The 25,045-nt window shown below is 69.8% G+C and carries 25 protein-coding genes and 2 pseudogenes; 11 read left to right on the top strand and 16 right to left on the bottom strand.

The window, feature by feature from the left end; genetic code table 11:
* Nucleotides 1–154: 154 nt before the first annotated feature.
* Nucleotides 155–631 carry a pyridoxamine 5'-phosphate oxidase family protein gene (locus ACIRVF_RS31790; protein WP_402825478.1) on the top strand — a complete coding sequence of 159 codons (477 nt, stop codon included), beginning with the start codon at nucleotides 155–157 and terminating at the stop codon, nucleotides 629–631.
* 630 nt (nucleotides 632–1,261) lie between these two features.
* Here ACIRVF_RS31790 and ACIRVF_RS31785 read toward each other — a convergent pair.
* Both ACIRVF_RS31785 and ACIRVF_RS31780 read right to left on the bottom strand, forming a co-directional pair.
* Entirely contained in the window at nucleotides 1,262–1,591 is a 330-nt protein-coding gene (locus tag ACIRVF_RS31785) for a hypothetical protein (RefSeq protein WP_402825475.1), read from the bottom strand.
* Nucleotides 1,592–1,894: 303 nt separating this feature from the next.
* Nucleotides 1,895–2,303: pseudogene (locus tag ACIRVF_RS31780) on the bottom strand (PP2C family protein-serine/threonine phosphatase); the annotation flags it as partial.
* 425 nt (nucleotides 2,304–2,728) lie between these two features.
* Here ACIRVF_RS31780 and ACIRVF_RS31775 point away from each other — a divergent pair.
* Together ACIRVF_RS31775 and ACIRVF_RS31770 are read left to right on the top strand one after the other, a co-directional pair.
* Nucleotides 2,729–3,181, top strand: a complete 453-nt coding sequence (locus tag ACIRVF_RS31775) for a peptidoglycan-binding protein (RefSeq protein ID WP_402825472.1) — start codon at nucleotides 2,729–2,731, stop codon at nucleotides 3,179–3,181.
* 294 nt (nucleotides 3,182–3,475) lie between these two features.
* On the top strand, nucleotides 3,476–3,991 hold the full coding sequence (locus tag ACIRVF_RS31770; RefSeq protein WP_402825469.1) for a hypothetical protein: 516 nt from the start codon (nucleotides 3,476–3,478) through the stop codon (nucleotides 3,989–3,991).
* Here ACIRVF_RS31770 and ACIRVF_RS31765 read toward each other — a convergent pair.
* A complete protein-coding gene (locus ACIRVF_RS31765) occupies nucleotides 3,974–4,246 on the bottom strand; it encodes a hypothetical protein (RefSeq protein WP_402825465.1) in 273 nt (90 codons plus the stop codon). The two genes, ACIRVF_RS31770 and ACIRVF_RS31765, sit on opposite strands and share 18 nt — an antisense overlap.
* Before the next feature lie 28 nt (nucleotides 4,247–4,274).
* Complete coding sequence (locus ACIRVF_RS31760) at nucleotides 4,275–4,436, bottom strand: hypothetical protein (protein WP_402825462.1); 162 nt, start codon at nucleotides 4,434–4,436, stop codon at nucleotides 4,275–4,277.
* Nucleotides 4,437–4,752: 316 nt separating this feature from the next.
* Here ACIRVF_RS31760 and ACIRVF_RS31755 point away from each other — a divergent pair.
* Nucleotides 4,753–4,923 (top strand): annotated as a pseudogene (locus tag ACIRVF_RS31755) (helix-turn-helix domain-containing protein); the annotation flags it as partial.
* A 126-nt stretch (nucleotides 4,924–5,049) separates the two neighbouring features.
* Here the strand turns inward: ACIRVF_RS31755 and ACIRVF_RS31750 are convergent.
* Both ACIRVF_RS31750 and ACIRVF_RS31745 read right to left on the bottom strand, forming a co-directional pair.
* A complete protein-coding gene (locus ACIRVF_RS31750) occupies nucleotides 5,050–5,271 on the bottom strand; it encodes a hypothetical protein (RefSeq protein WP_402825645.1) in 222 nt (73 codons plus the stop codon).
* A 639-nt stretch (nucleotides 5,272–5,910) separates the two neighbouring features.
* The gene (locus ACIRVF_RS31745; protein WP_402825459.1) at nucleotides 5,911–6,225 is read right to left on the bottom strand and encodes a hypothetical protein; all 315 of its coding nucleotides are present in this window, start codon (nucleotides 6,223–6,225) and stop codon (nucleotides 5,911–5,913) included.
* Between the two features lie 373 nt (nucleotides 6,226–6,598).
* On the opposite strand from ACIRVF_RS31745, the gene ACIRVF_RS31740 reads away from it, so the two are divergent.
* A complete protein-coding gene (locus tag ACIRVF_RS31740) occupies nucleotides 6,599–7,801 on the top strand; it encodes a sensor histidine kinase (RefSeq protein ID WP_402825457.1) in 1,203 nt (400 codons plus the stop codon).
* A gap of 36 nt (nucleotides 7,802–7,837) precedes the next feature.
* Complete coding sequence (locus ACIRVF_RS31735) at nucleotides 7,838–8,560, top strand: response regulator (protein WP_402825454.1); 723 nt, start codon at nucleotides 7,838–7,840, stop codon at nucleotides 8,558–8,560.
* Nucleotides 8,561–8,730: 170 nt separating this feature from the next.
* Here ACIRVF_RS31735 and ACIRVF_RS31730 read toward each other — a convergent pair whose 3' ends face one another.
* The 3 genes from ACIRVF_RS31730 to ACIRVF_RS31720 form a co-directional block, all read right to left on the bottom strand.
* Nucleotides 8,731–9,075: a hypothetical protein gene (locus ACIRVF_RS31730; protein WP_402825451.1), complete on the bottom strand. Its 345-nt coding sequence runs from the start codon at nucleotides 9,073–9,075 to the stop codon at nucleotides 8,731–8,733.
* Nucleotides 9,076–9,599: 524 nt separating this feature from the next.
* A complete protein-coding gene (locus ACIRVF_RS31725) occupies nucleotides 9,600–10,124 on the bottom strand; it encodes a hypothetical protein (protein ID WP_402825447.1) in 525 nt (174 codons plus the stop codon).
* A 616-nt stretch (nucleotides 10,125–10,740) separates the two neighbouring features.
* On the bottom strand, nucleotides 10,741–10,881 hold the full coding sequence (locus tag ACIRVF_RS31720; protein ID WP_402825444.1) for a hypothetical protein: 141 nt from the start codon (nucleotides 10,879–10,881) through the stop codon (nucleotides 10,741–10,743).
* Nucleotides 10,882–11,295: 414 nt separating this feature from the next.
* Between ACIRVF_RS31720 and ACIRVF_RS31715 the strand changes: the two genes are divergently transcribed.
* Complete coding sequence (locus ACIRVF_RS31715) at nucleotides 11,296–11,937, top strand: carbonic anhydrase (RefSeq protein WP_402825441.1); 642 nt, start codon at nucleotides 11,296–11,298, stop codon at nucleotides 11,935–11,937.
* A gap of 3 nt (nucleotides 11,938–11,940) precedes the next feature.
* Here ACIRVF_RS31715 and ACIRVF_RS31710 read toward each other — a convergent pair whose 3' ends face one another.
* Nucleotides 11,941–12,585: an L-threonylcarbamoyladenylate synthase gene (locus tag ACIRVF_RS31710; protein WP_402825439.1), complete on the bottom strand. Its 645-nt coding sequence runs from the start codon at nucleotides 12,583–12,585 to the stop codon at nucleotides 11,941–11,943.
* Nucleotides 12,586–12,746: 161 nt separating this feature from the next.
* Complete coding sequence (murF, locus tag ACIRVF_RS31705) at nucleotides 12,747–14,147, bottom strand: UDP-N-acetylmuramoyl-tripeptide--D-alanyl-D-alanine ligase (RefSeq protein ID WP_402825436.1); 1,401 nt, start codon at nucleotides 14,145–14,147, stop codon at nucleotides 12,747–12,749.
* 419 nt (nucleotides 14,148–14,566) lie between these two features.
* Between murF and ACIRVF_RS31700 the strand changes: the two genes are divergently transcribed.
* Nucleotides 14,567–16,006: a pentapeptide repeat-containing protein gene (locus tag ACIRVF_RS31700; RefSeq protein ID WP_402825433.1), complete on the top strand. Its 1,440-nt coding sequence runs from the start codon at nucleotides 14,567–14,569 to the stop codon at nucleotides 16,004–16,006.
* A 14-nt stretch (nucleotides 16,007–16,020) separates the two neighbouring features.
* Here ACIRVF_RS31700 and ACIRVF_RS31695 read toward each other — a convergent pair whose 3' ends face one another.
* On the bottom strand, nucleotides 16,021–16,518 hold the full coding sequence (locus ACIRVF_RS31695) for a transposase (protein ID WP_402825639.1): 498 nt from the start codon (nucleotides 16,516–16,518) through the stop codon (nucleotides 16,021–16,023).
* A gap of 945 nt (nucleotides 16,519–17,463) precedes the next feature.
* Between ACIRVF_RS31695 and ACIRVF_RS31690 the strand changes: the two genes are divergently transcribed.
* Nucleotides 17,464–17,931, top strand: coding sequence for a DUF4279 domain-containing protein (locus tag ACIRVF_RS31690; RefSeq protein ID WP_402825430.1), 468 nt, complete (start codon nucleotides 17,464–17,466; stop codon nucleotides 17,929–17,931).
* 524 nt (nucleotides 17,932–18,455) lie between these two features.
* Here the strand turns inward: ACIRVF_RS31690 and ACIRVF_RS31685 are convergent.
* The 4 genes from ACIRVF_RS31685 to ACIRVF_RS31670 all read right to left on the bottom strand — a co-directional run bounded on the left by ACIRVF_RS31685 (nucleotide 18,456) and on the right by ACIRVF_RS31670 (nucleotide 20,470).
* Nucleotides 18,456–18,767 (bottom strand): hypothetical protein, encoded by a 312-nt coding sequence (locus ACIRVF_RS31685; protein WP_402825427.1) that lies wholly within the window; start codon nucleotides 18,765–18,767, stop codon nucleotides 18,456–18,458.
* Nucleotides 18,768–19,081: 314 nt separating this feature from the next.
* On the bottom strand, nucleotides 19,082–19,615 hold the full coding sequence (locus ACIRVF_RS31680; RefSeq protein ID WP_402825424.1) for a hypothetical protein: 534 nt from the start codon (nucleotides 19,613–19,615) through the stop codon (nucleotides 19,082–19,084).
* Entirely contained in the window at nucleotides 19,498–19,986 is a 489-nt protein-coding gene (locus ACIRVF_RS31675) for a hypothetical protein (RefSeq protein WP_402825422.1), read from the bottom strand. The genes ACIRVF_RS31680 and ACIRVF_RS31675 overlap by 118 nt, the downstream gene beginning before the upstream one ends.
* Nucleotides 19,987–20,170: 184 nt before the next feature.
* A complete protein-coding gene (locus tag ACIRVF_RS31670; protein WP_402825636.1) occupies nucleotides 20,171–20,470 on the bottom strand; it encodes an STAS domain-containing protein in 300 nt (99 codons plus the stop codon).
* Nucleotides 20,471–22,148: 1,678 nt separating this feature from the next.
* Between ACIRVF_RS31670 and lanKC the strand changes: the two genes are divergently transcribed.
* Entirely contained in the window at nucleotides 22,149–24,710 is a 2,562-nt protein-coding gene (gene lanKC / locus ACIRVF_RS31665) for a class III lanthionine synthetase LanKC (RefSeq protein ID WP_402825420.1), read from the top strand.
* Between the two features lie 151 nt (nucleotides 24,711–24,861).
* Nucleotides 24,862–24,999: a SapB/AmfS family lanthipeptide gene (locus tag ACIRVF_RS31660; protein WP_402825418.1), complete on the top strand. Its 138-nt coding sequence runs from the start codon at nucleotides 24,862–24,864 to the stop codon at nucleotides 24,997–24,999.
* Nucleotides 25,000–25,045: the final 46 nt, after the last annotated feature.

The raw sequence follows: 25,045 nt of genomic DNA, 5'->3' as shown, positions 1-25,045 counted from the left end.
CCCACGGAGCGACGCTGGCCCTGTGCCGAACGGCCTACGGCGCACCGGGTCCCTCGGCCTTCGAGGTGCGTGGGAGGGTCACCGAGGAGACGACGACGGGAATGGGGACCAACGGCCCTAGGCAGCCGGGCGCGGCCTGCCTTCACTGGGGACCATGCGCACGACCGAAGACCCGACCGAACACGGGCAGACCTCGCAGGCTTCCGAGGGCGTCGCCACCGGGGCACCGACCGGTTTGTCCCCGCGCAGCGCGGAGCTGTCCCGCGGTGAGGCATGGGAGCTGCTCGGCAGCATCTCCTACGGCCGGGTCGTCTTCAGCCAGTCCGCGCTGCCCGCGATCCGGCCGGTGAACCACGTGCTCGCGGACGACTGCGTGATCATCCGCACCAACCGCGGGGCCGCCCTGCTGAGCCCGGCGCAGGACGGTGCAGTCCTGGCCTACGAGGCAGATGTTCTCGACCCACTGACGCGCTCGGGCTGGAGCGTCATCGTCACCGGGATCGCCACACTCGTCACCGACCCCGAGGAGCAGCACCGCTACAGCGAACTGCTGCAGCCGTGGATCGGCGGCCATATGGAACACGTCGTCCGGATCAGCGCCGACCTGGTGACCGGCTACCGCATCGGCTGACCGCGAAGTCTCAAGCAGTCGTTCAGCGTGCTATGCCTCAGCTGTGGGCGTGCGGCAAGCGTTCGATCACGTTCCAGGCTCGCCGACGCAGGTCGTCCGGCATATTCGAGCGAGCGGCGACGTCGCCCACCAGAAGGGCCACCAGTGGCTGGATCGGGTCGCTCGTCGCTCGGAGCCGTTTGGACGGCTGAGCCGGACCAGCCGGGGGCGAGGTCCGAGCCTCCAAGCTCTCCCGCGACCCCTGCCCGGCTGTCAGTGGCTTCGCCCCCCAGCTACAGCTTGGCCGATGATGTGACATGTCCAGAGGCCGGGTGAGGGCGCTGACTCGGGAGAACAGGGCGCGCAGGGAGATCTCAGCAGCACTGCCCTCGACGGCCAGCCCTGGCCGGAGTTTCTGGACTGTCACCCCGCGTTGGTCCTGCCTGCTGCTCCCCGGCCGCGTCCTTCTGCTTGGAGGACGGCTGGGCTGACCGGCACACAGCCCTGAAACTCGCCCGGCCCGGAGGGTCTTGGTCGGCGGTACTCAGGCACTCCCACCTGGCCATTCACCGCCCCGGCGGAGTGCCATGGTTTGACGGCGAGATCGCCGCGGTTTGCGAATGGCGCCGAGCCCTCCGAAGCCACCGGGCACTATTTCTGATCATCGGCCCGTTCACCAGCGTCTTCGAGTTCTCGGTCGCCGCCGCGGTCGGCGAGTTGTTGCTCACGACCGTGCCGGCCCGCTTGGAAGGCGACAACTTCTGGTCCAGCGACCTGCGCAGCACACGACTCAGCCAGAATCAGCCGGGCTCGTTCCCGCAGGTCACCCCGCAGGGCGTCCCGCAGCGCATAGAGCGCCTCGATGTCGGCACGCGCGGAGAACAACCGCAGCAGCTGACTGATCCGCCGATCGTCGCCTGCGCTCACCGCCGCCACGATGCTCTCGATCAGGACAGCGGCGGCTTCATCGGACCCGTCCATCACGTTGCCTCCGACTCGCGCTCTATCGGGACCGCACCCCGACGGCCCGAACCGGCAACCAGCATCTCCCACACGGGATCAGGCTGACCTGGCAACGTCCGATCAGTCACCTGCCACAACGCCGCCAGCTGCGAGTAGATCGGCACATCAGCGAGCGGAAAACCGCGCTCGCGGCCAGCTCCGGAAGCATCACGGATCTCGTCATGCCTGCCCAACGACGGCGAAGGACTATCGGCACGCCCCGGTCAACCCCTGTCAGCGCCCGCGCCCGGTCGGCCCGCCCTCCCCATGGCGAGCTCAGATTCAGAGGCGGACGACAACCAGGGCGATGTCGTCGGGGCCGCCACGGGCGACGCCAAGTCGGGCGAGCAGGCTGTCGGCTAGGTACTCCGTGCCGAGTTCCGCGCACTCGGTCAAGGTGTCCATCAGTCGCGCGATGCTGGTGTCGATGTCCTCGCCGCGGCGTTCGATGAGACCGTCCGTGTAGAGGACCGGGAGGTTGCCGGGCGTGTAACCGAAGGTCGCCTGCGGGCGTGGGACATGGTGGGGCGTACTTCGAGCGGCGGGTCGGTGGCCTGATCCAGCAGGAGGCAGCCGCCGCCCGGGTAGGCGAGTACCGGTGGGGGTGGCCGGCGGTGCTGTAGATGAGCAGGCGGCTGCGCGGGTCGATGAGTACCTTGACGGCGGTGGTGCCCTGGGCACCGTCGGCGGAACAACAAGGCTCTCCCGGCCAGGCAGGCGGCGAATGCTGCCCCTCATGCCGCCGCGCCTCCCGGTGGCGCCCGCCCATCGAGGGCTCCCTCGCAGGGCAGCATTGGAACCCGCCCGCACGCTACCCTCCACCCGAGGGTTGATACCTCAGCGCCACCTGCAGCTGGTCGGCGCCCGCGCGGCGGGGAGTGGCCGGAGTGTGCCGCGACCGGTGGCCATCCCCGGGTGTACGCGGTGTCTCAACCCTGCGGTCGACGACGACTCCCGCGCCGCGGGCCTAGTGTCGTGTCCCACGGGTGAACCGGACGAGCAACACGGATGACCCGCCCACTCCGAGGTCACGCCTCTCGACGACGAGAGCCAGGACCGCGGTTGTCAGACGACGGCACTGCCGCCGTCGTCCCGATCCGTACTGGGGGAAACACCATGGCACCGAACAAGAGCACCACACTGTTGCTGGGAGGCCTCGCAGCCGCCGCCCTCGGCCTCAGCAGCCTACTCGGCGCGACCACGGCCACCGCCGCACCCGCCCGTCAGGCCATCACCCGCACCGCCAACATCCAGGCCGTCAACAACCTGGGCCTCAGTACCTCCGAAGGCCGCAGCGTGCAGTGCTATGTCCGCGACAGCGGCTACGACCCCGGCACGATCGACGGTCAGCTCGGTCCCAACAGCTGGAAGGCCTGGCAGCGTTTCCTCAACGATTCCGGCTACAACGCCGGTAGCGTCGACGGTCAGGTCGGCCCCCACACCATCCGTGCGCTCCAGAGCTTCCTCGTCGACTGGGGCTACGACACCGGCGGCATCGACGGTGACGCCGGACCGAAGACCAGGGCCGCCTGGAAGGCCTTCGCGGACAACGGCGGAGGCTGGTGCTGAGCGTGCGCCGCGGCGCTTCGTGAGGGCAACGTCGCGCGGTCCGGCCCAGACCGGGCCGGACCCCGGCAGACCGCTGGCCGGCCTTTCGAGGGGCTGTTTTCCAGCGCCCCGTGAGCTGGAGGCGGGCTCGGCAGGCCGTCACGGGCACCTTGGAGACATCGCGATCCGCACTGGCCGGCGAGCCCGCCGTGACTGGTCTGGGCCAGGGCTGGCGGTAGCGTTGGCGGTCGACGCCGCTGGAACTCAGCCACCGTCCATGGTGCTGACGCGAGCTTCTGCCGTGGGCGCGGCGAGATGATCAGGAAGTGTCCCATTGACTGGTCGGCTTCCGCTTCGGGCGACGGCGCCCGCGGAGATCCGGCGCTACTTCGCGCGGTCGAGGGCCTCCTGCTGCCGCTCTACGGGCGGCGGGTTCTGCTGGCGGCCACCTATCTGGACGACCGGATCAGTTCCGGTGTCCTTCGGATCGCCGAGGGTGACGGTCCCGACGCCAAGGTGGCGGTGTCGTCGGTTGTCCAGCTGGCCGAGGTAGTCGACGGGTGTGAGGACGGCGGCCGCCATGAGGACTGCCCGCGGCTGAACTGCACGGAAACGGCTCATATGGAGAGCGAGCACAGAACTGGGTTCCACCACCTGCACGCCGCCAGCGCGTTGCTGGTCGACAATGCCGACGCGATTCGCTTCGCCGTACCGCCCCGGCGGGTAGGCCAGGGCTGGTTCCTCGTGAGTGGTGAGCCGACGGGCCAGGCAGGGGAACGCTGTTGCCAGGACGTCGCAAGGACGACGCGGATGTCAGCCCCACCATTCTGAGGCGATGTTCTCCAGACGTCGACGCTCCTCCTCCGCCCTGGCTCGTTCCGCCGCCTTACCCAGTTCGACCAGCGTGTTCAGCGAGGCCGCGGCGGCCTCCGCCGTCTGCGACACCCGCATGATCGCCTTCAGCGCACCATGCCGGTCACCGCTGTTCCACCGCTCAAGGGCAAGCATGGCCAGCCGTCCGGCCTCGGTGAGCTCCTCGAGCACTACCTCCGGCAGAGATCCCAGCGATCCCTCGCCCATGTCCATGCTCCCGGACTGGTCGCCGCGTGGCGGGTCAGCGGGCGCCATGGTGCCCGGCCTTGGTGGCGCGGAGACGGTAGGACTCGGTGCCGGTCTCCAGCTCCAGCGTCTTGCGCCCCTTCCGCACCGGCGGGCGAAGCGCCTCCGCCACCGTGTTCCGGCTCACCCTGTAGCGCAGAGCCAGCTGCCGGCCCAAGACCGTCGGATCCTGACGGCGCTCGCACCGGATGTTCTGAGATACCAACTCGCGCGGCAGAGCCAACCCCGCCTCCTGACATGACCGTGATCAAGGATCATAGCCTGTCGCGGCCGACCGGAGCAGTCGACGACCCTGCTCCGCACGCGGCGTGTCGCACCCTCAGAGAGCGGTACGCAAAGTATGTGCCCGATTTCTCTCTGGCGCGGGACGGACTTGCAGGGCACATCAGTTGCGTGGCCTGCTGCCGCCCTCGCGGCCTGGGATCGAGACAGAAGAGGGCTGTCGAAGCCGGGCTCTTCGGCATACTGCGGTCATGAGCGACGAATCGGCACGGCTGGCGCGAGCCCTCGTCGAGTTCCGTGAAGCCGAAGGTATCTCGGAACGCGAGCTCGCACGACGTACCTGGCTGAGTCACGCGGCAATCAGGACCTACGAACGCGACTGCGGGGACCTACCCACTCCTACCGTTGCCCGCAGGTTCGAGGAAGTCCTTGGGTGGGCTCCGGGGAGCATCAAGGCCGCGCCGTCCGAGGCGACGAGCCTTGAGTCATCGGCCGATTCGAGTTCAGGCCTCGAGTATGTGCGCTGGTCAGGGTTGCTTGCCGGATGGCTATGGTCGCAGGGCGAACAGGCCCGGTTCGGGCTCGGCCAGGATATTGCGTCCGGTCAGGCGCTTGAGCTTCAAACGGACGTCGTTGATGTTGTTCGGAGCCGGCTCCAGGCCCATCGCCTCGCACACACCCCGTGCCCGTAGCGGACGGTCTGTCTGGGCGAACACCGCCAAGAGCGCGGCGGTACGGCCTCCGGCGGCCTGAAGTTCGGCGGCGAGCACTCGCGGGGGTTGACGGCGCTGCCGCACGTCGGCCGGAGGCCAGGTCGTTCTGGTTTCGGCTGCCGCGCGCCACCAGCGTCCGACGTCGCGTTCACGGTCGGCGGCGACATCCTCGTCGGGAAGCGGCTTATGGTCGTCTGTGTGGTCACCGGCGCTGGACGTGCGGCTCGCCAGTGAACACGGACGGCGCTCCGCGGCGGCTGTCCAAGCCCCTCGTCCAGGTCATACCCCCCAGGAACGTCTCACCGTGCGCGTCGACCTCGCCGACGGCAAGGTCACCGCTGCCGTGGCCGCCGCCCTGCTCGCAAAGGCCCGCAGCGGCTACCCCGTCCGCGGCTTCCCCCACGACCCCGTCTCTCAAACCCTCCACCAGAGTCGGTGCGCACTCACCCAGGCCGGAACGGCGGCCACCCGCCGACGCGGCCTGCCCTACTCACCGAGGCTGTCCCCTTCGATACCGCGACCACCTACCCCTCGTCGGCTCGGCTCCGCTCCTGTCACCATCATGCCCGGCTCCCTGTACATGCAGCCGGGCCCTCGATCGTCGGCTCCTGGGGTCGCACCGGCAGCCCGGCCGGCACCCGGCACGTGGGTGCCGGCCGGGCTGCCGGTGTACGGGGTGCGGTAGTCTGAGCAGCTCTACTGGGTGGCGTCGTCTTTCCAACCGGCTTTAGCGCACTCTGCGACGATCGCCTGGAGGGCGTCATTGTTAATGCGCGCAATGACATCCGGCGGGGTCGTGATCCGTTCGGCGTTCTTCTTGATGTCAGCATTGTCAGCAAGGGGCCTGTCGGCAGCGAGGGCAGTGATGTCACCCTGCGCCGCTTCCCCGCAGATTTTTCGGTCACCGTTGCTCAGCGATGACAGGTTCGACGACGAACAGCCAGCCGACGCCATGGCGATGCAGACGGCGATGACGGCGGCTGCGGTGGTCCGCGTTGACGCCCGTGACATGGATACCTCCTGGGAAGCAATGGAATGAAGGCCTGCGCTGACGGCGAGGGAACCGGGGCGCGCCTGCCGCCAAAGCGCCGGGCGCGTAGATGAGGCCCGCGGCCACGCAGCAGCGGAACACTGCGAGGATGGCTCGACTCAGAGCTGCCTGGCGTCAACCGCTCGGTTGAGATCCCTGTAAACCCTGGCTGTACTATGCGGTGCCGAAGCCGACCTCTCCGGCGGCCCGCGCCCGGGTGCTGGGCCAAGGGCCTTGGCGACTCTGAACGGCGGGCGGGCTCGCGGGACTCGGGCTCCCAGCGGCGGCTGCCGGCATCACGTCATCAACCCGAGGGTGGACGACCTCCGATGTGGAGTTCCTTACTCTGCTGGGATGCAGATAGGCACATGGCGGCGTCGTGTCGATCCGCTGGTGACGGACACAGCCCTTGCGTGCGTTCTGGCGATCGTCACCATCGTTTACGCTCGGCAGAGTTATGGGGCCCGCTACCAGAGCGAGGGATGGCCTTCCTTCGGGCTCCTCGCGGTCGCGCTCAGCCTTGCGGTGAACCTTCCCCTGGCAGTGCGCCGTCGGGCCCCGTGGCTGGTGTTCGCCGTCTCGTGCACGATGTTCGCGGCGTATACCGCAACAGGATTCCAGCCGTCGGTGAACCTGTGGGCGCCACTGCTCGCCTGTTACACGGTGATCGCGCGGGAACCCGCGGGCCGTGCGGCCTGGGCGGCCGCAGCGACGGCCGCAGCGTGGATCGGCAGTGGTCTGGCGGCGCACCTGTCGCCCGAGCTGTCGGTGGCGCAGACGGCGATCGGGGTCGGCGTCGTTTGGGCCTTCGCGACCGGCAGCCGACGACTGGCCCACCGCAACGCCCAACTGGCCGAGCTGACGGCGCAACTGGAACGTGAACAGGAACTGCGCGCCCAGCACGCGATCACCGAGGAAAGGTTGCGGCTCGCCCGGGAACTCCACGACATCGTCGCCCACCACCTGTCGGCACTCGCGGTCCAGGCGGGACTGGCCGACTTCGTTTTCACTTCCGACCCCGCGGCTGCCCGCCAGGCCGTGGTGTCGATCGGGGACAGCAGCCGGCAGGCCCTGGAGGAGATGCGCGGGCTGCTCCATGTGCTGCGTGAGGGCACCGGCTCCGGTGACACCGACCACCTCTACCGGTCATCGCCCGGCCTGACACGCCTGGACGAGCTGGTGGAGCGCGGCCGCTCGGCCGGTTGCGAGGTGTCCCTGTCCCTGTCGGGGCCCCGGCGCGCCTTGCCCCAGGGCGTGGACCTGTGCGCGTACCGGATCATCCAGGAAGCGCTGACCAACACCGTCAAACACGCCGGCCCGCAGGCCCGGGTCACCGTCAGCCTGGAGTTCGGTACGAACCACCTGACGGGGCAGGTGACCGACGAGGGCGGCAAACCACCAGCCGCGTTGCCCTCCAGTGGCCTGGGCTTGCTCGGGATGCGTGAGCGGGCCAGACTCTACGGCGGGTCGCTGCGGGCCGGTCCCCGAGCCACGGGAGGGTTCGAGGTCGTCTTCACCCTGCCGCTGGCCCCGCTCGACAAAGCCGCGGACAGCTGACGACTGCCCGGCATCTCACAAGGGGGAGAGGTCACGATGACACGCCTGCTCGTCGTGGATGACCAGGTACTCATCCGGGCCGGGCTCGCAGCCCTGGCTACGGCCGCGCCCGGCTTCGAGGTCGTCGGTCAGGCCGCCACGGGCGAAGAAGCCGTCGACCTGGCAGCGGCACTTCGCCCGGACGTGATCCTCATGGACATTCGCCTGCCAGGCATCAGCGGCATCACCGCCCTGGAGTACATCCTGGCCCAGGCCGTCGACCCCAAACCGAAGATCGTCATGCTGACCGTTTTCGACCTCGACGAGTACGTATACGCCGCGCTCAGGGCCGGCGCCAGCGGCTTCCTCCTCAAAGACACTCCGCCCGAACGCCTCCTGGCCGCCGTCACCCTGATCGCCGACGGCGAGATGCTCTTCGCCCCGACCGTCACCCGCCGGCTCATCGAGACCTTCGCTCCCCAGCCGACCGAACCTCGGCAGCACCCGGCATCTCTCACCGAACTCACTGCGCGGGAAACCGACGTCCTTCACCTCGTCGGACAGGGCCTCACCAACGAACAAATCGCCCAGCATCTGGTGGTGAGCACCGCCACCGTCAAGACCCACCTCAACCGGGTGATGTCCAAACTCGGCCTGATCAGCCGCGCCCAGGCCGTCGTCATCGCCTACGAGAGCGGCCTGGTCGTTCCGGGCCAGCACGCGCACCACACCCCATGGGCGAGCGGCGCGAGCCCTGTGACCTCGGAACCCGGCCCGTGACCGGCACCCATATGGCAGCGGGCGTCGCCACTACAACCGCCCGCTGCCATACCGTTATAACCCACCACTGCCCGCCAGCGCACGGCAACCATCCCCTTTGCGCCTTTACCAGCGCGACCCTGGCCGCGGCACCACGGAAAGATCAGTTCCCCGATCAACAGCGGTGCGGGTTACCAGTTCTTCGCGAGGCCCCAGGTGCCGCTCAGCCCGCCGTGCCCGGCGCAGTACACATAGGAGCCCCGCCGGTCACCGGCCCAGCGCTCGACACCGTAGCTGGAGAAGCCGTCGTTGCAGAGACCGAACGCGTAGTACCGCTTCGTCGGGCCATTGCCGTCGCACCATCCGCCGCCCGTATTCCGATCGTGCCAGTAGTGGCACTTGCCGCCCCACGACTTCGCCCCACTGTCGCCGGCCGCTGCCGCCGGGAACGCCAAGAGGACACCAGCCCCCGAGCCCATGACCATCAGGGCGAGGACGCCGAAGACGCGTACCCGAATACTTTTCGCGCGCTTCATGGATCGGTACCTTCCACTCGCCGAGGCGCCCGGTGCGCCCGAGCGGTACGAGGCTAGGCGCGCAGCATCAGCCAGTCGTCCACCGCATGGTTGAGCCGCCCCTTCCAACCTGGGTTGGACGCCGGTCGCGGCCTCCAACCCATGCAGTGCTCAAATCCGCCCGCTCGTACCCGAACAGGGACGCCGCGGTCCGTCGGGATCTTCGATGATGGCCCGTGCCCCAGGCGGTCTTCTCGAGCTCATGGCCGACCGATACCTGGGACGACGACTGGGACGGTCCCATGTCCGTCCACCCGGACAAATCCGTGCCTGCTCTGCGTGTTCTCCCGGTCGTGGTTCGCATCCGCGCGAGGCGCTCACGCCGGACCTGCGGCACGCCCACCCGGACGAGTGGCGGCAGTGGCCAGCGATTCTCGATCCCGTGTCAGTTCGGCCAGTCACATGACCTGTCACGTGCCGCGAATGGATGACGGGGAGCTGCCTTCAGTACGAGACGGATGCCAGTGCTCGGCCCCGTGCGTGCTCTACCTATCCCCGGACTCCCCTTCAAGGAAGCGAGAGACTTCGGAGGCGATACTGGTACGGGCGGTGCTGGGCCGCGGGCCGCGCCCTGTGGATTGCTCGTCTACTCCTACACCGCCAGCCCATACATACCTGCGTGACTGGACGCCATCGATGTGCAGTCCTACCTGGATATCCATCGTCTTGAGCCTCGAAGCGAGTCCGGCGCCGAGGATGCTGGCCGTCGCACGGTGCATCGGGTAGACGTTGAATCCGCGGATGAGTTTCGAGTTGTACTCGTCGACGAGGGCGCTTTCGCCGTCCTTGCCGATGCGTACATCGAGGCCCCACCGGTCGAGGTCGATGGTGAAGTACTCGTCGGCGCGGTTCTCCACGGTGACGCGGAAGTCGAAGTAGCTCAGGCCCTTCGCATCGTCATGACGAAGCCTCGGGGGGTCGACACGTTTCAAGTCGTACACACGTATCCGGACGCCGGCGAAGGCGTCGTCGTACTCCTGCCAGTCTCCGACGATGTTCGGCACGTGCATAGCTGCTCTCCAAGGACATGGGCCAGCGACTTTGATGCCTCCGCTCCGCCTGCGGTGGGAAGCGGTCCACCTTACGACCTCGCGCATGGTCGGCTGCGACCGACGCCTGGTGGAAGCCCGCTTTCGTTGATCAGGCGGCCTGCCCGTCGCGATTTTGGGCAAGTGTGTGCAAGCCCTTCAAGTGGGTGCTGCCGTGCTTGGCTGGCTCACGGGCGAGGAGCGCCCGAAGGCTCCCCGGGCAGTGTTCGGAGTTCCAGTGCCGCGACAGCGCGGCTGCCTGGCCGCGCAGTTCAGGACACCACGAAGGCGACGCTGTGCCTGGCCCGGGTGACCGACTTACCTTGCGGACGGGTCTGCGGATGGACGAGCTGCCTCGCGCGCACCTGCGGTTTCCGACGTGAAGGACGGCCGAACCCGTCGCCGCCCGTTGAACCCACAAGGTAGGTCTTCACAACTTCGGCGGGCGCCGCGAAGCCCGCTGGTCAGCCGCGGCCGGCGCCGCACCTTCGCGCCCGACGCGACCGCTGATGGTGCGGTCCGTCCTTCTCATCTCCCTCACCCGGCGCCGGCGGCTGGACAGCGCCGACGGCTACGGCCGCGCCGGGTGGCATGTCGGTCAGCGGATGGGGCGGCGTCCCCCATGGCGAAAGAGCACGCTGCCCAGGACCAGGGCGACAACGAACACGACAATGCCGATGACCAGCAAATACAGCAGGCCCTTGACGACGGCGCCGATCAGGCCGAGCGCCACGGCCACCAGGACGAGCAGCAGGATCCCAGACCACGGCGAGAGCCCTTTCCCTCAGCGGCACGCCAGCTGCCATATGAAAGCTCCTCTCCACCCATGGTGATGGCACAGCGTCCGCGCCGCCCGACGAACAACCCAGGGGTTTACCCGACACTCGCATCGACGTCGCCAACAGTGCGAACCAGGACAGCCTGGACGGACAGCGTCCTCAACTGCCGGTGATCACGTCGGGAAGCGAGGGCCAGGACGGCGCGTCCACTAACGGCCACGTGACGATGGTTCCCGCCTGAAACGGACTACGCGCAGGGGACGACTCCTCACGATCCACTCGTTCACCGGCCGACTCACGTACCTGAGGAGGGCTGGCGCGCGTGGTGGTGGGGGGGCCTCGTGGCCTGCGGGGCGGGATCGTATTCTGCGGGCATGACCAACGCCCTTACCCTGAGTCCCCAAGCCGCGTTCGAGATGCTGCTGGCCGGCAACCAGCGGTTCGTCACCGGGATACCGGAGCACCCGAACCAGGATGCCGCGCGCCGGACCGAGATCGCGCCCGCGCAGGCGCCGTTCGCGGTGCTGTTCGGCTGTTCCGACTCCCGCCTGGCGGCCGAGATTATCTTCGACCGGGGCCTGGGTGACCTGTTCGTGGTCCGCACCGCAGGGCACGTGCTGGGCCCGGAGGTGCTGGGCAGCATCGAGTACGGGGTGAGCGTGCTCGGCTGCCCGCTGGTGGTCGTCCTCGGCCACGACTCCTGCGGCGCGGTCGCGGCCGCCAGGGCGGCGGTCTCGGACGGCGCCACGGTTCGCGGCTATGTGCGTGACGTGGTCGAGAAGGTGACCCCCAGCGTGCTGGCCGCCAGGTCCGCCGGGCGTACCGAGGACGCGGACTTCATCGCCGAGAACGTCCGGCACACCGTCGACCTGCTGCTGGAACGCTCCCACACTCTCGCCCAGGCGGTCGAGGCCGGCACCACTGCGGTGGTCGGCCTGTCCTACCGCCTGGCGGACGGCACCGCGCACCTGGTCACCGCCCGTGGTTTGGACGCGGAGCCGACCACGAGCGCATGACGCTCAGCGCTCCCGCAGGCCAGGTGCGATCTCGCGCAGCCGCGCCGCGCTGATCGCGCCAGCACGCACCAGGACGGGGGCCTCGCCGGTGACGTCCACGATCGAGGACGGCACCGCCGCCTCGGTGCGGCCACCGTCCAGGTAGACGGCGACCGTCTCGCCGAGCATGTCCTGGGCGGCGTCGCAGTCCTGCGGGGACGGCTTGCCGGTCAGGTTCGCACTGGAGACGGCCAGCGGCCCGGTGGCCTTGAGCAGGTCGAGGGCCACCGGGTGGTCGGGCATGCGCACCGCCACGGTGCCGCCGGTCTCGCCGAGGTCCCACCTGAGGGAGGGCCTGTGGCGGGCGACCACGGTCAGCCCGCCCGGCCAGAACGCCGCCATCAGTTCCCGGGCCAGCCCGGGCAGGTCTTCCACCAGGTCGTCCAGCGCGTCGGGGGAGCCGACCAGCACGGGGGAGGGCATGTTGCGCCCGCGTCCCTTGGCCGCCAGCACCCGGGCGACGGCCTCGGGCCTGAAGGCGTCAGCGCCGACGCCGTAGACGGTGTCGGTGGGCAGGACCACGAGCTCTCCGCGCCGTACGGCGGCGGCGGCTTCGCGCAGACCCTCGGCACGCTCCACCGCGTGGGAGCAGTCGAAACGAACAGACATCGTTCTCCGTCCGAGCGGGTTCTCGGCCCGCAACCGTTCATTCACCGGGCCCGTGACCGGCCCGGTGCCCCGTCAGGCTACCGCCCTCACCGTTGCCCGCAGCCGCGCGAGCACAGGGGACGTGGGGTCTGAGCGCGCCGCCTGATTGGCGGACCCGCCGGTCAGGCGAGGTGAGCGTCGGCGTCGTGGCTGGTGTCGTCGTGGGCGATCTTGTCCGCGAGGGTTTGCAGGTTGGCGTCGCGGGAGGCTTTGAAGAGCACGACGTCGCCTGCTCGCAGCCGCTGCTGCAGCTCCGCGAAGGCGGCCTCAGGGTCTGGCACGCGGATGGCGTCGACGCCGCCGTGCCGGGCCGCCTGCTCGATGCACCGCGCCTCGGTGTGGCCGACGGTGACCAGGTGCAGGATGCCGAGTTCGGCGGCCAGCTCGCCGAGGCGGGTGTGCTCGCGTTCGCTGTCGTCTCCCAGCTCGCGCATCTCGCCCAGGACGGCGATGGCCCGCCGGCCGTGGGACATGGCGGCCAGGGCCGTGAGGGAGGCGCGCATGGAGTCGGGGTTGGCGTTGTAGGCGTCGTTGACCACGGTCACCCCGTCGGGGCGCTCGGTCACCTCCATCCGCCACCGGGAGGCGGGGCGGGCAGTGGAGAGCCGGTCGGCGAGCTGATCGACATCCAGGCCGGCCTCGCGGCCGATGGCCGCGGCCGTCAGCGCGTTGGCCACATGGTGCTCACCGACCAGCTGCAGCGTGACATTGGCCCGGCCCTCGGGGGTCACGAGCTTGAAGCGGGCGCGGCCTCCCTGGTCGAGCTCGACGTGCTCGGCCCGGATGTGCGCCTGAAGGTCGCGGCCGACCAGCACGACCCGTGCCCGGGTGCGCGAGGCCATCGCCCGTACAGCCGCATCGTCCGCGTTGAGGATGGCGAGCCCGTCGGGCCTCAGATCCTCCACGAGTTCGCCCTTCGCCTGGGCGATGGCCTCTCGGCTGCCGAACTCACCGAGGTGGGCGGTGCCGACGTTGAGCACGGCTGCGATGTCGAGGGGGACCATGGCGGTCAGCTGCCGCAGGTGGCCGATGCCGCGAGCGCCCATCTCCAGGACGAGGAACCGCGTCGCCTCGTCGGCGCGGGAGACGGTCTCCGGGGTGCCGATCTCGGAGTTGTGGCTGCCGATCGTTGCGACCGTTGGCCCGGCCGCGGCAAGCACGTGGGCGGTGAGGTCCTTGGTGCTGGTCTTGCCGCTGCTGCCCGTGATCCCGATGACCCGCGCGGTCAGGCGCTCTGCCAGGCGGGAAGCGAGAGCGCCGGCCGCGGCCAGGACGTCATCGACGACGATGGCGGGCACCCCGACCGGTCGGGCCGCGAGGACCAGGGCGCTGCCGGCCTTCACGGCGGCGGCGGCGTAATCGTGCCCGTCCACGCGCTCACCCCTCAGCGCGAGGAAGATCCCGCCCGGGCGGACGTCACGGGAGTCGTAACTCATACCCGCAGTGACCTCACCGGTCGCCGCGGCGTCGTGCAGCCTGCCACCGGCGATCTCAGCGACCTGAGCGAAAGTCATGGCAATCATCGATGGTTCTCCTCGATGCTGGCGGCACGGGCTACCCCGAAGACGCTACCCCCACCCCGGGCCGATGCGGCGACAACGCGTTCGCCACGGGCGGCGTCATACGGAACAGACGCCACATGGCAGACGGGCTTCTCTTCCCTCTCGCCTCCCTCGGCCGCGGAGCAAAGGCGGTTCGACGCTCGACGCTCGACGCCTTGACCCAGACTCCACCGGAGCGGCTGACCAGGCCCGTCCCAGGGATCCAGCGGTCACCGCTCCAGCCGGCCCGGCCACCATTCGCCCTCGACCCGGAGGTCCACCCAACTCCAGGCGCCGCTCGCTGCTGTCCGTCTGCGGGCTCGGTGCGGCATGCCGTACGGCCGAACCCGGGGCACCGTGGGTAGAAGAACCGTTTCTCCGCACAGCTGGGGTGAGTAACGATGCCTACCACCATCGTCCCCGTCCACCTGGCCTTGTTCGCTCCGGCCGCAGCCGCCCACCTGCCCGCGGGCACGGCGTCGGATTCTGCGGCGCCTCTGTGGTTCGTGATCGTCGCCGCGATCCTGGGCAGCAGCGTCATCGCCGCCATCGTGGCCGCCGTCACTAACATCCGCATCGCGACATGGCGACAGAAACAGGAGAAAGACGCTCTGAACCAAGCCGCGGACCTGGCCAAGGACCAGATGAAGCAGACCGCGGACCTGGCGGAGAAGCAGGTGAAGGCAACCGCGCGACTGGCTGAGGAGGAGATGGGTGGCGCGCAGCGGCGCTTGAGTGATGAGCTCGATGCGCAGCGGGAGCGGCTGGCGCAGCAGCTGGCGCAGGACCGGAGGAAGCTGCTGTCCGATCGGTTCGCCGCGATCTCCGCGCAGCTAGGAGATGAGTCGCGTTCGGCGCGGCTGGCCGCGGTGTACGGGCTGGCGGGGCTGGCCGACGACTGGGACCAGCCTGGTGAGGAAGGTCAGCGCCAGACCTGCATCGACGTGCTGTGCGCGTACCTGCGCATCCCGGTCGGTCCCTGTCCTGACGAGCACGCGTCTGCGCAGGTGCGGGGTGCGTGGCGGGCCGAGCACGAGGTGCGGCACGCCATCATCGGACTGATCCGCGTCCACCTCCTGGGGGACGCGCACACGTCTTGGCAGAGGTACAGGTTCGACTTCACCCGCGCCGCCTTCGATGGCGGCAGCTTCAAAGATGCCGAGTTCCGTGGGCCGGTGAGGTTCCACGGCGCGACCTTCCGCCCCGGCAACGGCAACGAGGTGACCTTCGAAGGCGCGTCGTTCGGCCCCGGCTGCCAGGTGGAATTCTTGGGAGCCACCTTCGCCAGCACCGGCAGCCGTTCCATCGTCTTCCGCGACACCGAGTTCGCCGGCGGCTCGGTGATGTTCAAGGACGCCCACTTCGACGAGGGCGCCGTCGTGTTCGACGGCGCCCGGTTCACCGGCGGGCACGTCGACTTCCGCGGCGCGGAGTTCAACGGCGGCCAGATCACCTTCGATCACACCCGCTTCACGGGCGGGGAGGTCGACTTCCGCGGTGCCAAGTTCAACGGCGGCCAGATCACCTTCCGAGAGGCCCGGTTCGACGGCGCTGCCACCGTTGTGTTCGACTTCGCCCACTTCCATGCCGAGGTCGGCTTCTGGGACACCCGGTTCAACCGGGGCCTCGTCAGCTTCGATCATGCGGCCTTCGGCCCGGGACCGGGGAAGGTGGACTTCGGCGGATCGTTCTTCCGGGGGGCGGACGTACAGCTGGAGACGGCGAACTTTAACGGTCTGACCGTCGACCTCTCCAAGCCGAGCGCCTGGGACCGGCCGCCGAAACTCCCGCCAGAATCCCGGCAAGGACTGCACCTACCGGGATTCCGCCACGCCGCATAGAGCGCCGGCGTCTATCACCCGCGGCTGTGACGCAAGCAGCTTGCTCGGCCCTGCCCCCAACCCAACGAGTCACCGCCCGGGACACTCTCGGCAGCAGGACCGGGGACCAGCCGCTGCCCTCGCCCCCTGTTGCCGAGGCGACAGCACCGGCCACTGCCTGGGCCCAGCCAGCGGCCCCAGCAGGCAGCGCCGGGATGCGAACACCGCTCACGCCGACGACGTATAGGCCGTCGTCGCGGGGCATGAGCGCGGTCCTGGACCCCGGATTCACCTCCGCGGACCTGGTGGCGATCGAGGCTCGCAAGGCGCTGGAGGCGGCTGGCGGGCCTCCGCGCGTCGTGATCACTGACCACACAGCCGAAGGCGCCGGCGGGTTCCCGAAGAAGCCGGTCGTCGCGCTCGCCGGCGTCCGCCTCGGCCTGACGGATCCAGTTGCGCAGGGCCTCGGGGTGGACACCGAGATCCTCGGCCATCCGTCGGATGACGGGCTTCGGGTCGGCCGTGCGATACATCCGTACCGCGCGCTCACGCAACTCCAGCGGGTACTTCTTCGGGGCAGCCATGGTCTCGGGTCCGCGCGCTCGTGGACGGGCGGTACCGGCTTCACGAGCGCCTTGGCCGCGGCGGCATGGGCACGGTGTGGCGTGCCACGGACGAACGGATGAAGCGCGAGGTCGCGCTCAAGGAGCCGGCTCTGCCCGAGGGGATCGACGAGCGCGAATGGGCCGACCGCGACACCACCCCCAGGCGTCGACCGCCAGCCCCGACCCGGCCTGGTCCGCCGTCTTGGCAGAAGACCAGCTGACCACGCCTTCCACCGCCTGGCCCGCTGCGACGAACGCCGCACAAACGTCATCAACGCCCTCAGCGTTGACTACGAGCAGCATTGGTAGCGAAGCTGTTACGACGGTACGAGGGGCGATCGCTATGGCCAGAACGCAGCAAATCTTGTTCATCCAGGGCGCCGGCACAGGCGCGCACGATGAATGGGACGACAAATTAGTCGACAGCCTGAGGCGAGAGCTCCGGGGTGGGCATGACGTCCGCTACCCCCGTATGCCCGACGAGGGCGACTCGAGTTACGCCCGGTGGAGCCCCGTGATCCGGGACGAGATGGCGCACCTCAGGGACGGGGCGGTTGTGGCCGGCCATTCGGCAGGCGGGACGGTTCTCATCCATACACTCGCCGAGCAGCCGCCACAGTGCCGGTTCGCAGCGCTCGTGCTCATCGCAGGCCCGGGGCAGGGGTGAATCAGGACGCCTTGAGCAGCGCCTTGAACCTCGCGAAGTCCAGGGTCTGATCAGCGGGCGGGACCGTGACCTACGAACTCACACAGAGTGATCTGGTTGCCGGAGCCCAGGTCAACCCCACACTACTCCAAACGAGTGTCGCTGTCAGCCCTGGGCCACCTGAAAATTGCTGCTCAGCGCACTCTCTGCGCGGCTAGCATCCCCAGATGCCTCTTCGCCAGTATGTCTACTTCGCCTTGTTCAGCCCGCATGTCTCCGCCGACGAGATGACCTCGCAACTGGCTATCGCTCCTGACGAGGTGTCCGTTCGCGGCAGCCGGATCACCGGGCCCGAGGCGATTCCTGTCAGCCATAGCTGGAAGGTCGTCTGCCGGGATCCCGACCTGTGTGTCGACGAGCAGATCGCCCGCATCCTTGACAGGATCCAGCCCCACACGGCCCGCATAGCCGAGCTGGCAGGCCAGCTGGCGATCGACGATGGCGGGGCAGTGCTGCAGGTCGTTCGCTACTTCAGCGATTCCGACGACGAATCGCCCAGCCACCCGGACGCTCCTGACACTCTCAACCTCTTCGGTTGGCATCTGGGGCGCGATGTCCTGGATTTCCTCGCTGCAGTCGGCGCTGAGCTCGATGTCGACGAGTACGACATGGCCCCAAGCGACGGCACCATCTGAGCGCGCGACCTCGCGCTCGCTCAGCGCGGAGCCAGTACCGGTGTGGTCCTGGCCGCGGTGGGTAGCCGGCCTGAGTCTCCACAGGACGCACCGAGGCAGGGGGATGAGATGAGGACCTCGAGCGATGGCGGACACCGCTTGTCGCTGACCCTCGCCGAAGAGGCGGGCGCGCCGGTCACCCGAGGTCGGGATTTCGCCCGCCGGGCCCTGGCCCGCTGGCACCTGCCCGGCCCGGACCCCGCCGCCGCAACCCGGTTCCTCTACGACGTGCTTCTGGTGACCACCGAGCTGCTGTCCAGTACCTGCCTGTACGGTGGCGGTCCCCGCGAGCTGGCCCTCGAGCGCCGTCCCGGCGTGCTGCGCGTCGAGGTCGCCGACTCCAGCCCGGCCAGGCCGCGCCGGCTGATCTCGGAGCCCGGGCGTCCGGGCAGGTGCGGCCGGCCGAACCCTGACTTCACACTGCCCCGATGCCCTGAGCACCACCGCGGACCGGGCCGTCAGCCAGCCGCGACTGTGATGTGTTCTCAGGCCGGTGGCGATGGTTGTGCGGGGATCTGGGCCGGCCCGTCTGCGGCGGCGGGGACGGTGTCTTGTTCGGGCCAGGTCGAGGCGATCCGTTCCAGGCCGTTCCACAGGTCCTGGGCGCGTTCGCGCAGGCCGACCGCGGTACAGCTGCCCGTGTCGACCGCGGTGAGGTATGCGTCGATGCCGGTGAGGGCATGGTGGACCTGGCGGCGCAGCGGTTCGACGCGCCCGGCGTCTTCGCCGCGTTCGTGGGGCGCGCCGATCCGTGCGGCGAGTAGCAGGCGCAGCCGCTCCAGGCTTTCCCTGTTCATCGCCTCCATCGCGCACCATCTCCCTGCCGCAAGACCCTCCGGTACGGACCGCTCGCGGACACCGCAGGTACTGCTACTGTCCGCCCGTCTGCCTGACATGTCAACCGTTACACGAATCTGATGTCGTGTGTTCTGAGGCATGAAACTGCCGTCGTATGGTGGAGTCATGGACGACAGAGCGGCGGCAGAGCGGCAATGGACCTTCCTGACCAACCACGCTCGCGTCCTCGTCCAGATCGCCCGTGACCCCGGCGTTAGGGTGCGTGACATCGCCTCTTGCTGCCTGCTCACCGAATGGGCCGTGCAGCGCATAATCACCGACTGTGCCGGTCGTCCTCCAGCAGGTCGATCTCGGCGAGCATCTCGTTCAGCTCCGCAAGAGTTGCGACCTGCGGCGGCGGGACCAGGTGGGTCCGGCGGAACCTGCCGCCCCCCTGCTCGACTCCGCCCTTCTCGTGGGCGCCTTCCTCACCCGGAACACAGTAGAACGGGGTGACAGCGAACCACGACCTGAAGTTCACCCAGCCGGTCGACTCCCGACGCTCCCGCCCGAAACAGACTTGACGCGCCGCCGGCCGCAGATTGTCGTAGCGGATGCGCCGGGCCGGCACGCTCAGCGCCTCGAACGCCGCGACGTGCCCCTCCAGGAACGCCTGCTGCGAGGCCGTCGCGTAGACCCGGTGGACGGCCTTGCAGCTGTAGGACATCCGCAGCGTGAACAGCACGCACTTCACCCGCTCCCCGGCCAGGTCCACCCAGACGTCCGCGAAGTCGACCTCCGCCTCCTGCCCGGGTGCCTTGGCCTGCGGGACCGTGCCGTCCAGGTGCCGCCGCCCCTCCTTGGCCAAGGCCGCCAGCTCCGGGCGCCGCCCGCCACGTAGTCACGGATCGTCGAGTACGAGGCCAGGTCGAAGTCGAACTCCACCGCGAGGCGGACCTTGATCCGCTCGATGGTGTGCCGCTGCTTGCGCGGCGCCTCCAGATCCGCCCACAGCATCTCGTCGATCCGGGCCTTCACCGGCTCCAGCACCGACAGGCGCGGCTCCGGCTTCTTGCGCTTCTTCGGCACCGGCGAGCGAAGCGCCTCCGCCACCGTGTTCCGGCTCACCTTGTAGCGCAGAGCCAGCTGCCGGCCCGAGACCGTCGGGTCCTGACGCCGGTCCCGCCGGATCTTCTCGAACAGCAACTCGCGTGGCAGAGCCACCCCGGCCTCTGACATGACCGTGATCAAGGACCACAGCCTGTCGCGGCCAGCCGGAGCAGTCGACGACATTGCTCCGAACGCGGCGTGTCGCACCTCAGCCCGGGTGGCTCTCAATCTCATTGCCCAAACCGGTGGCTCTCGCTCCCACTGTCCGACCGGCTCTCAAACGACGACCTGCCCAATACACGTCCGACCGGTTTCAGCGAGGCGGCTGGGGCGCGGGTATGTCCGGGTCGACGGGGAACACCCGGTCGGCTCCGGTGACCTCCAGTAGCCGCGCGACCCGTTCCGAGGGCTGGACGAGATGGACGACGGTGCCCTGGCGGTCGGCCTGGATCCGGGTCAACAGCAATGCGTTCAGCCCGGCCGAGTCGATGAACGTCACCTCGCGCAGGTCGAGCAGCAGCATCGGCGGGACCGGCCGGGCGGCCAGGGCGCGGTGCGCGGCGTGGTTGAAGACGGGGACCTGGTCCATGTCCAGCTCTCCCGCACACGCCAGAACCGGCCCGGCCAGACTGTCCCAGGCCGTTACCGTGAAGACGGCGGTGTCGTCGATCGCAGCGCTCCCCTCGCGATGCCACTTTTTTCCGTGGCATGACCACTGTAGGCCGCGGCTTGCGGGCCCGCCGGGCCGCCAGCCGCGGCTACGGTGAGGCCAACTGCCAGCCGGTCACGCGCCCATGGACCGGTCGGGTCCCCCGGGCGCAGCCATTGGTGGAGACGCGGCGCACTTCCGGTGGCCGGCGCAGATCGGCCCGCGCCCGCTCGGGGGTTCGGGCACGGGCCGGCTCCTCCAGCGTGTAGGTGCGGACGCTCCCACGCACTCCCGGCTACGCCAGCGCGGCGACGGAGCCCTGCTTCGGGGTGACGTCGGTCCGGTGGGCGGGGCCTGCGCGGGACCGGCTCCGGCAGCGCGGCGCCCGCCCACCGGGCCGTGCTGCCGGAGATGGCCGCGTCTGACACCCACCATTCGCGCGATACGGCCACGGCGGAGTCGGCAGCACCGTGGGTGGATGGTCAACAGCTCGACCCGTACGCTCTTGCCGGCACTGTCGGCCGTGGTGCCCCAGCAGGTGGCCAGGCGCTCGACGATGAGAAGCCCGTAGCCGCCCGGGAATCCGAATCTTGAGGTGCGGTGGTAGGGCGAAGCCGGGCTGCGGTCGCTGACCTCCTCCCACAGCACTCCCGGGCGGTGCTCGAGGTGCAGCTCACGAATGCCGCAGCCGTGGACGCAGGCATGGCGAGCAGTTCGGTCGTGATCTGAAGAACGTCGTCGAGCAGACCGCGACGGGGCCCGTGACCGAGCAGGTCCCGCCGAGCCAGAACGTTCCGAACGAAGTTCAGCCCCTGGGCGATGGGCATGTCCGGCTTGGGCGGAAACGGCAGGCACGCACGGTATCGGGTCGCGAAGGCGGGTCCCATGAGGCGGTCCCAGGACGGGGGGACTGGGCTTCTCACCCACGCGGCTACCCGGCGCCACCGCCATACACCACACTCCCTCGCCTGGAGCAGGCAATGAGCCGCCTGTCGCGCCCGCTGCCATCCCCGGGCCCATCGGGTATGGCGGCGTGGTCAACCAGCTGACGACAGAGGCACCCCGGGCCGGGGCCGCAGATCCCCGGTCGGTAATCCCCGGCCAGGCCGGGGATTACCGACCGGACCCGCGGGCCCCCTTACCTCACCGATGCCCGTGGACGGCCCCTGACGGCGGCCACCGCGCCCGTCCTGACGTGGCCGGTCTGTCGGGGGTGTGCGCCCCCCTTTCGGTGCCGCCGGGACCGCTCGTCCCACCCGGTGCCGCGGACTCCCCACCGCCCAGGCCGCGCAGCTCAGGCGCTGCGCGGGTGAAGATCGGGAGCGTTTGCAGTCCTTTTCGGACTCCGCCGAAAGGTGGCATTGGCGGCCGACGGGAGCTCGGGGCGCATTGTCGGCTCGTTTACTGGTCCGCAAAGTGCGCCGTCGGGCACATGCCATGAGATGCGCCCCGTTCGCGCTGTTGTGGACGGTCCTGGCTGACGGCATATTTCGGATGGTCATCTCGCGGCCGGGACTCCGGGCCGCATGACGGTGAGAATCGCCCCGCCCGACGGTCCCTCCGTGGCGGCGGCCCCGTTCTCCGCCGGCGTTGCCCGTTCTGTGCCCGTGCTCCGTGCTCCGTGCTCCGAGGAGGGCTTTCGTTGGACAACCGCTACGAGGTCTACGCGTTCGCCGACCTGGTCTTCTATGACTCGCCCCGGCGCTGGGGTGCGCAGGAGGAGTTCGACGCGGTCAGCTGGCCGCTGCCGGCGGGCTGGCAGCGCGGGGACCAGGAGATCTGGGCCGTGGTGCGGCCTGCGGATGTCCAACTGCCCCAGCAGGGCTGGAAGATCCACGTGTCGTCGCGCGTCGAGGACGCCGAGGAGGTGCTGGAGCAGGTCTTCGCGTTCTGCCTGCGTGAACGCATCACGTTCAAGTTCCTGCGCGGACTTCCGGTCCTCCAGATGCAGAACTCCAAGTACGCGTCGCGCGGCGCCAGCGGGAAGTTCTGCACGCTGTACCCGGTGGACGACGCGCAGTTGGAGCGATGTCTCGACGGTCTGGGCAGCGCGCTGGCCGGCCGCAAGGGCCCGTACATCCTCAGTGACCTGCGCTGGGGCGACGGGCCGCTCTATCTGCGCTACGGCGGCTTCGCGGAGCAGCGCTGCCGCAACGAGGCGGGCGAGCGGGTGCTCGCGCTGGCCGGTCCGGACGGCCGGCTGGTGCCGGACGTGCGCGGCCCCGGGTTCGCGGTGCCGTCCTGGGCACCGGTGCCGGCCGTCATCGCGCCGGCCCTGGCCGCGCGGGCGGCGCAGCAGGACACCGGACTGCCCTACTCGATCGAGCGGGCGCTGCACTTCTCCAACGCCGGGGGCGTGTACCTGGCTCGGGACGGTGCCGACGGACCTCGGCTGGTGCTGAAGGAGGCCCGGCCGTACGCGGGCCTGGACCAGCGCGGGACCGACGCCGTGACCAGGCTGCGCAACGAGCACGCCGTCCTGGCCCGGTTGGCGGGCGTGCCCGGCGTCCCCGAGCAGCGCGGGTTGCTGACGGCCTGGGAACACGAGTTCCTGGCCGAGGAGTTCGTCGAGGGCACGTCGTTGAGCGAGTGGCTGGGGGGCCGCTACCCGCTGGTCCATCCGGGCGTCGACGAGGCCGACATCGCCGACTACACCCGCGAGGCGCTGGCGCTCGTGGAGCGGATCGAGCAGGTGGTGGCGGCGATCCACGACCGCGGCGTGGTCTTCGGCGACCTGCATCCGCGCAACGTGCTCATCCGGCCGAACGGCGAGGTGTGCTTCATCGACTTCGAACTCGCCAGCACCGTGGACGAGTTCGTCCGCCCGGCACTCGGTGCGGCGGGCTTCGCGGCGCCACCTGGCTACACCGGTCAGCAGATCGACCGGTACGCACTGGCGGCGCTGCGGCTGTGGCTCTTCCTGCCGCTGACCCAGCTCCCCGCGCTGGACCCGGGCAAGGCGGACGAGCTCGCCGACGCGATCGAGAGCCGTTTCCCGGTGCCCGAGGGCTACACCGCCCCGATCCGCAGTCTCCTCGGGCCGGCGCCGGCAGACGGCCGGGCCGTCCGCCCCGAGCTGGGCAAGCGCCGCGAGGAACTCGGCGCGATGCTGGGGGCGCCGGAAGCCGACTGGCCGAGAATCCGTGACTCGCTGGCCGCCGGGATCGCGGCGATGGCCACCCCCGAGCGGGCGGACCGGCTCTTCCCCGGCGACGTGGCCCAGTTCACCCACGGGGGCCTGGGCCTCAGCCACGGCGCGGCCGGCGTGCTCTACGCCCTGCACGCCACCGGCGCAGCGGTCGATCCCGAGCACGTCCGCTGGCTGGTGCGTGCGGCCGACCGCCCGGTCGAGCCGGGCCTCTACCACGGCGGACACGGTGTGGCCTACGTGTTGGACCTGCTCGGCGAACGCGACGCGGCGCTCGACCTGCTGAGCCGCCTCGCCACGGCCCCGGAGGACGAACCGCGGCCCGGCCTGGCCAACGGTGCGCCGGGCATCGCCCTCACCCTGCTGCACTTCGCCGGGGCCACCGGAGAGCGACGGCTGCTCGACGAGTCGCTCGCGCTGGCCCTCGCCTCGGCCGCCGCGCTGGAGAAGGCCGGCCGCAGCGATCCCGCCCGGCACGCAGGACTGCTGGGCGGGGCCTCCGGGACCGCGCTCGCGTTGGTCCGGCTCTACGAGCACACCGGCGAGAGTGCGCTGCTCGACCAGGCCGAGACCTTGCTGGAACTCGACCTCGACCGGTGCAGAAAGGTCGCGGACGGCAGCCTGCAAGTGGTGGACGGCCGTCGGGTGCTCCCGTACGTGGAGACCGGCAGCGCAGGGATCGGCCTGGCGCTGCACGCGCTGCTGGAACACCGCCCCGACAGCCCGTCGGCGCGCCACGAGCCGGCGATCCGCCTGGCGGCAGCCCCCGAGTTCGTCATCCAGTCCGGCCTGTTCAACGGCCGGGCGGGGCTCATCGGCTACGCGGCGCTGACCCGGCACCGCGCCGCCGAGCCGGGCGCCGCGGCGTTGCTCGACCGGCAGCGGGCGCTGCTGGCCTGGCACCAGGTCTCCTACCGGGGCGAGCTCGCCTTTCCGGGTGACCAGCTGCTGCGGCTGTCCGCGGACCTGGCGACCGGCTCGGCCGGTGTGCTGCTGGCACTCGGCACCGCGCTGGCCGGCACGCCCTTCCTGCCCTGGACCGGCCGGTCCGACTGACCGGCCCTGGCTGCGGGCCACACCCCGGCGCCCGGCCGGTCCGACTGACCGGCCCGGGCTGCGGGCCACACCCCGGCGCGCGCCCTGCGCGCGCCCCACGAACTCCCGGCCGTCGGCCGGGTGATCCACCCCCAAGTGAAGGAGAACAGTCATGGCGATCCTGGACCTGCAGACCATCGAGCTGGCCGAGACCGAGGCGGTCGAGATCGACGACACCCTGGCCCAGGTCAGCTCGCTGAGCGCGCTCAACTGCACGGTCAGCACCGTCAGCACCCTGCTCTGTCTCTGACGCGTAGGCCCGCCCGCTAGGGCAGCCAGGAGCGCGACGCCGGCCG

The organism is Kitasatospora sp. NPDC101157 (genome assembly GCF_044768255.1).
Classification (GTDB): domain Bacteria; phylum Actinomycetota; class Actinomycetes; order Streptomycetales; family Streptomycetaceae; genus Kitasatospora.
Note: the sequence above shows the minus strand (reverse complement) of the source record. Positions and strands in the feature narration are given on the sequence as shown.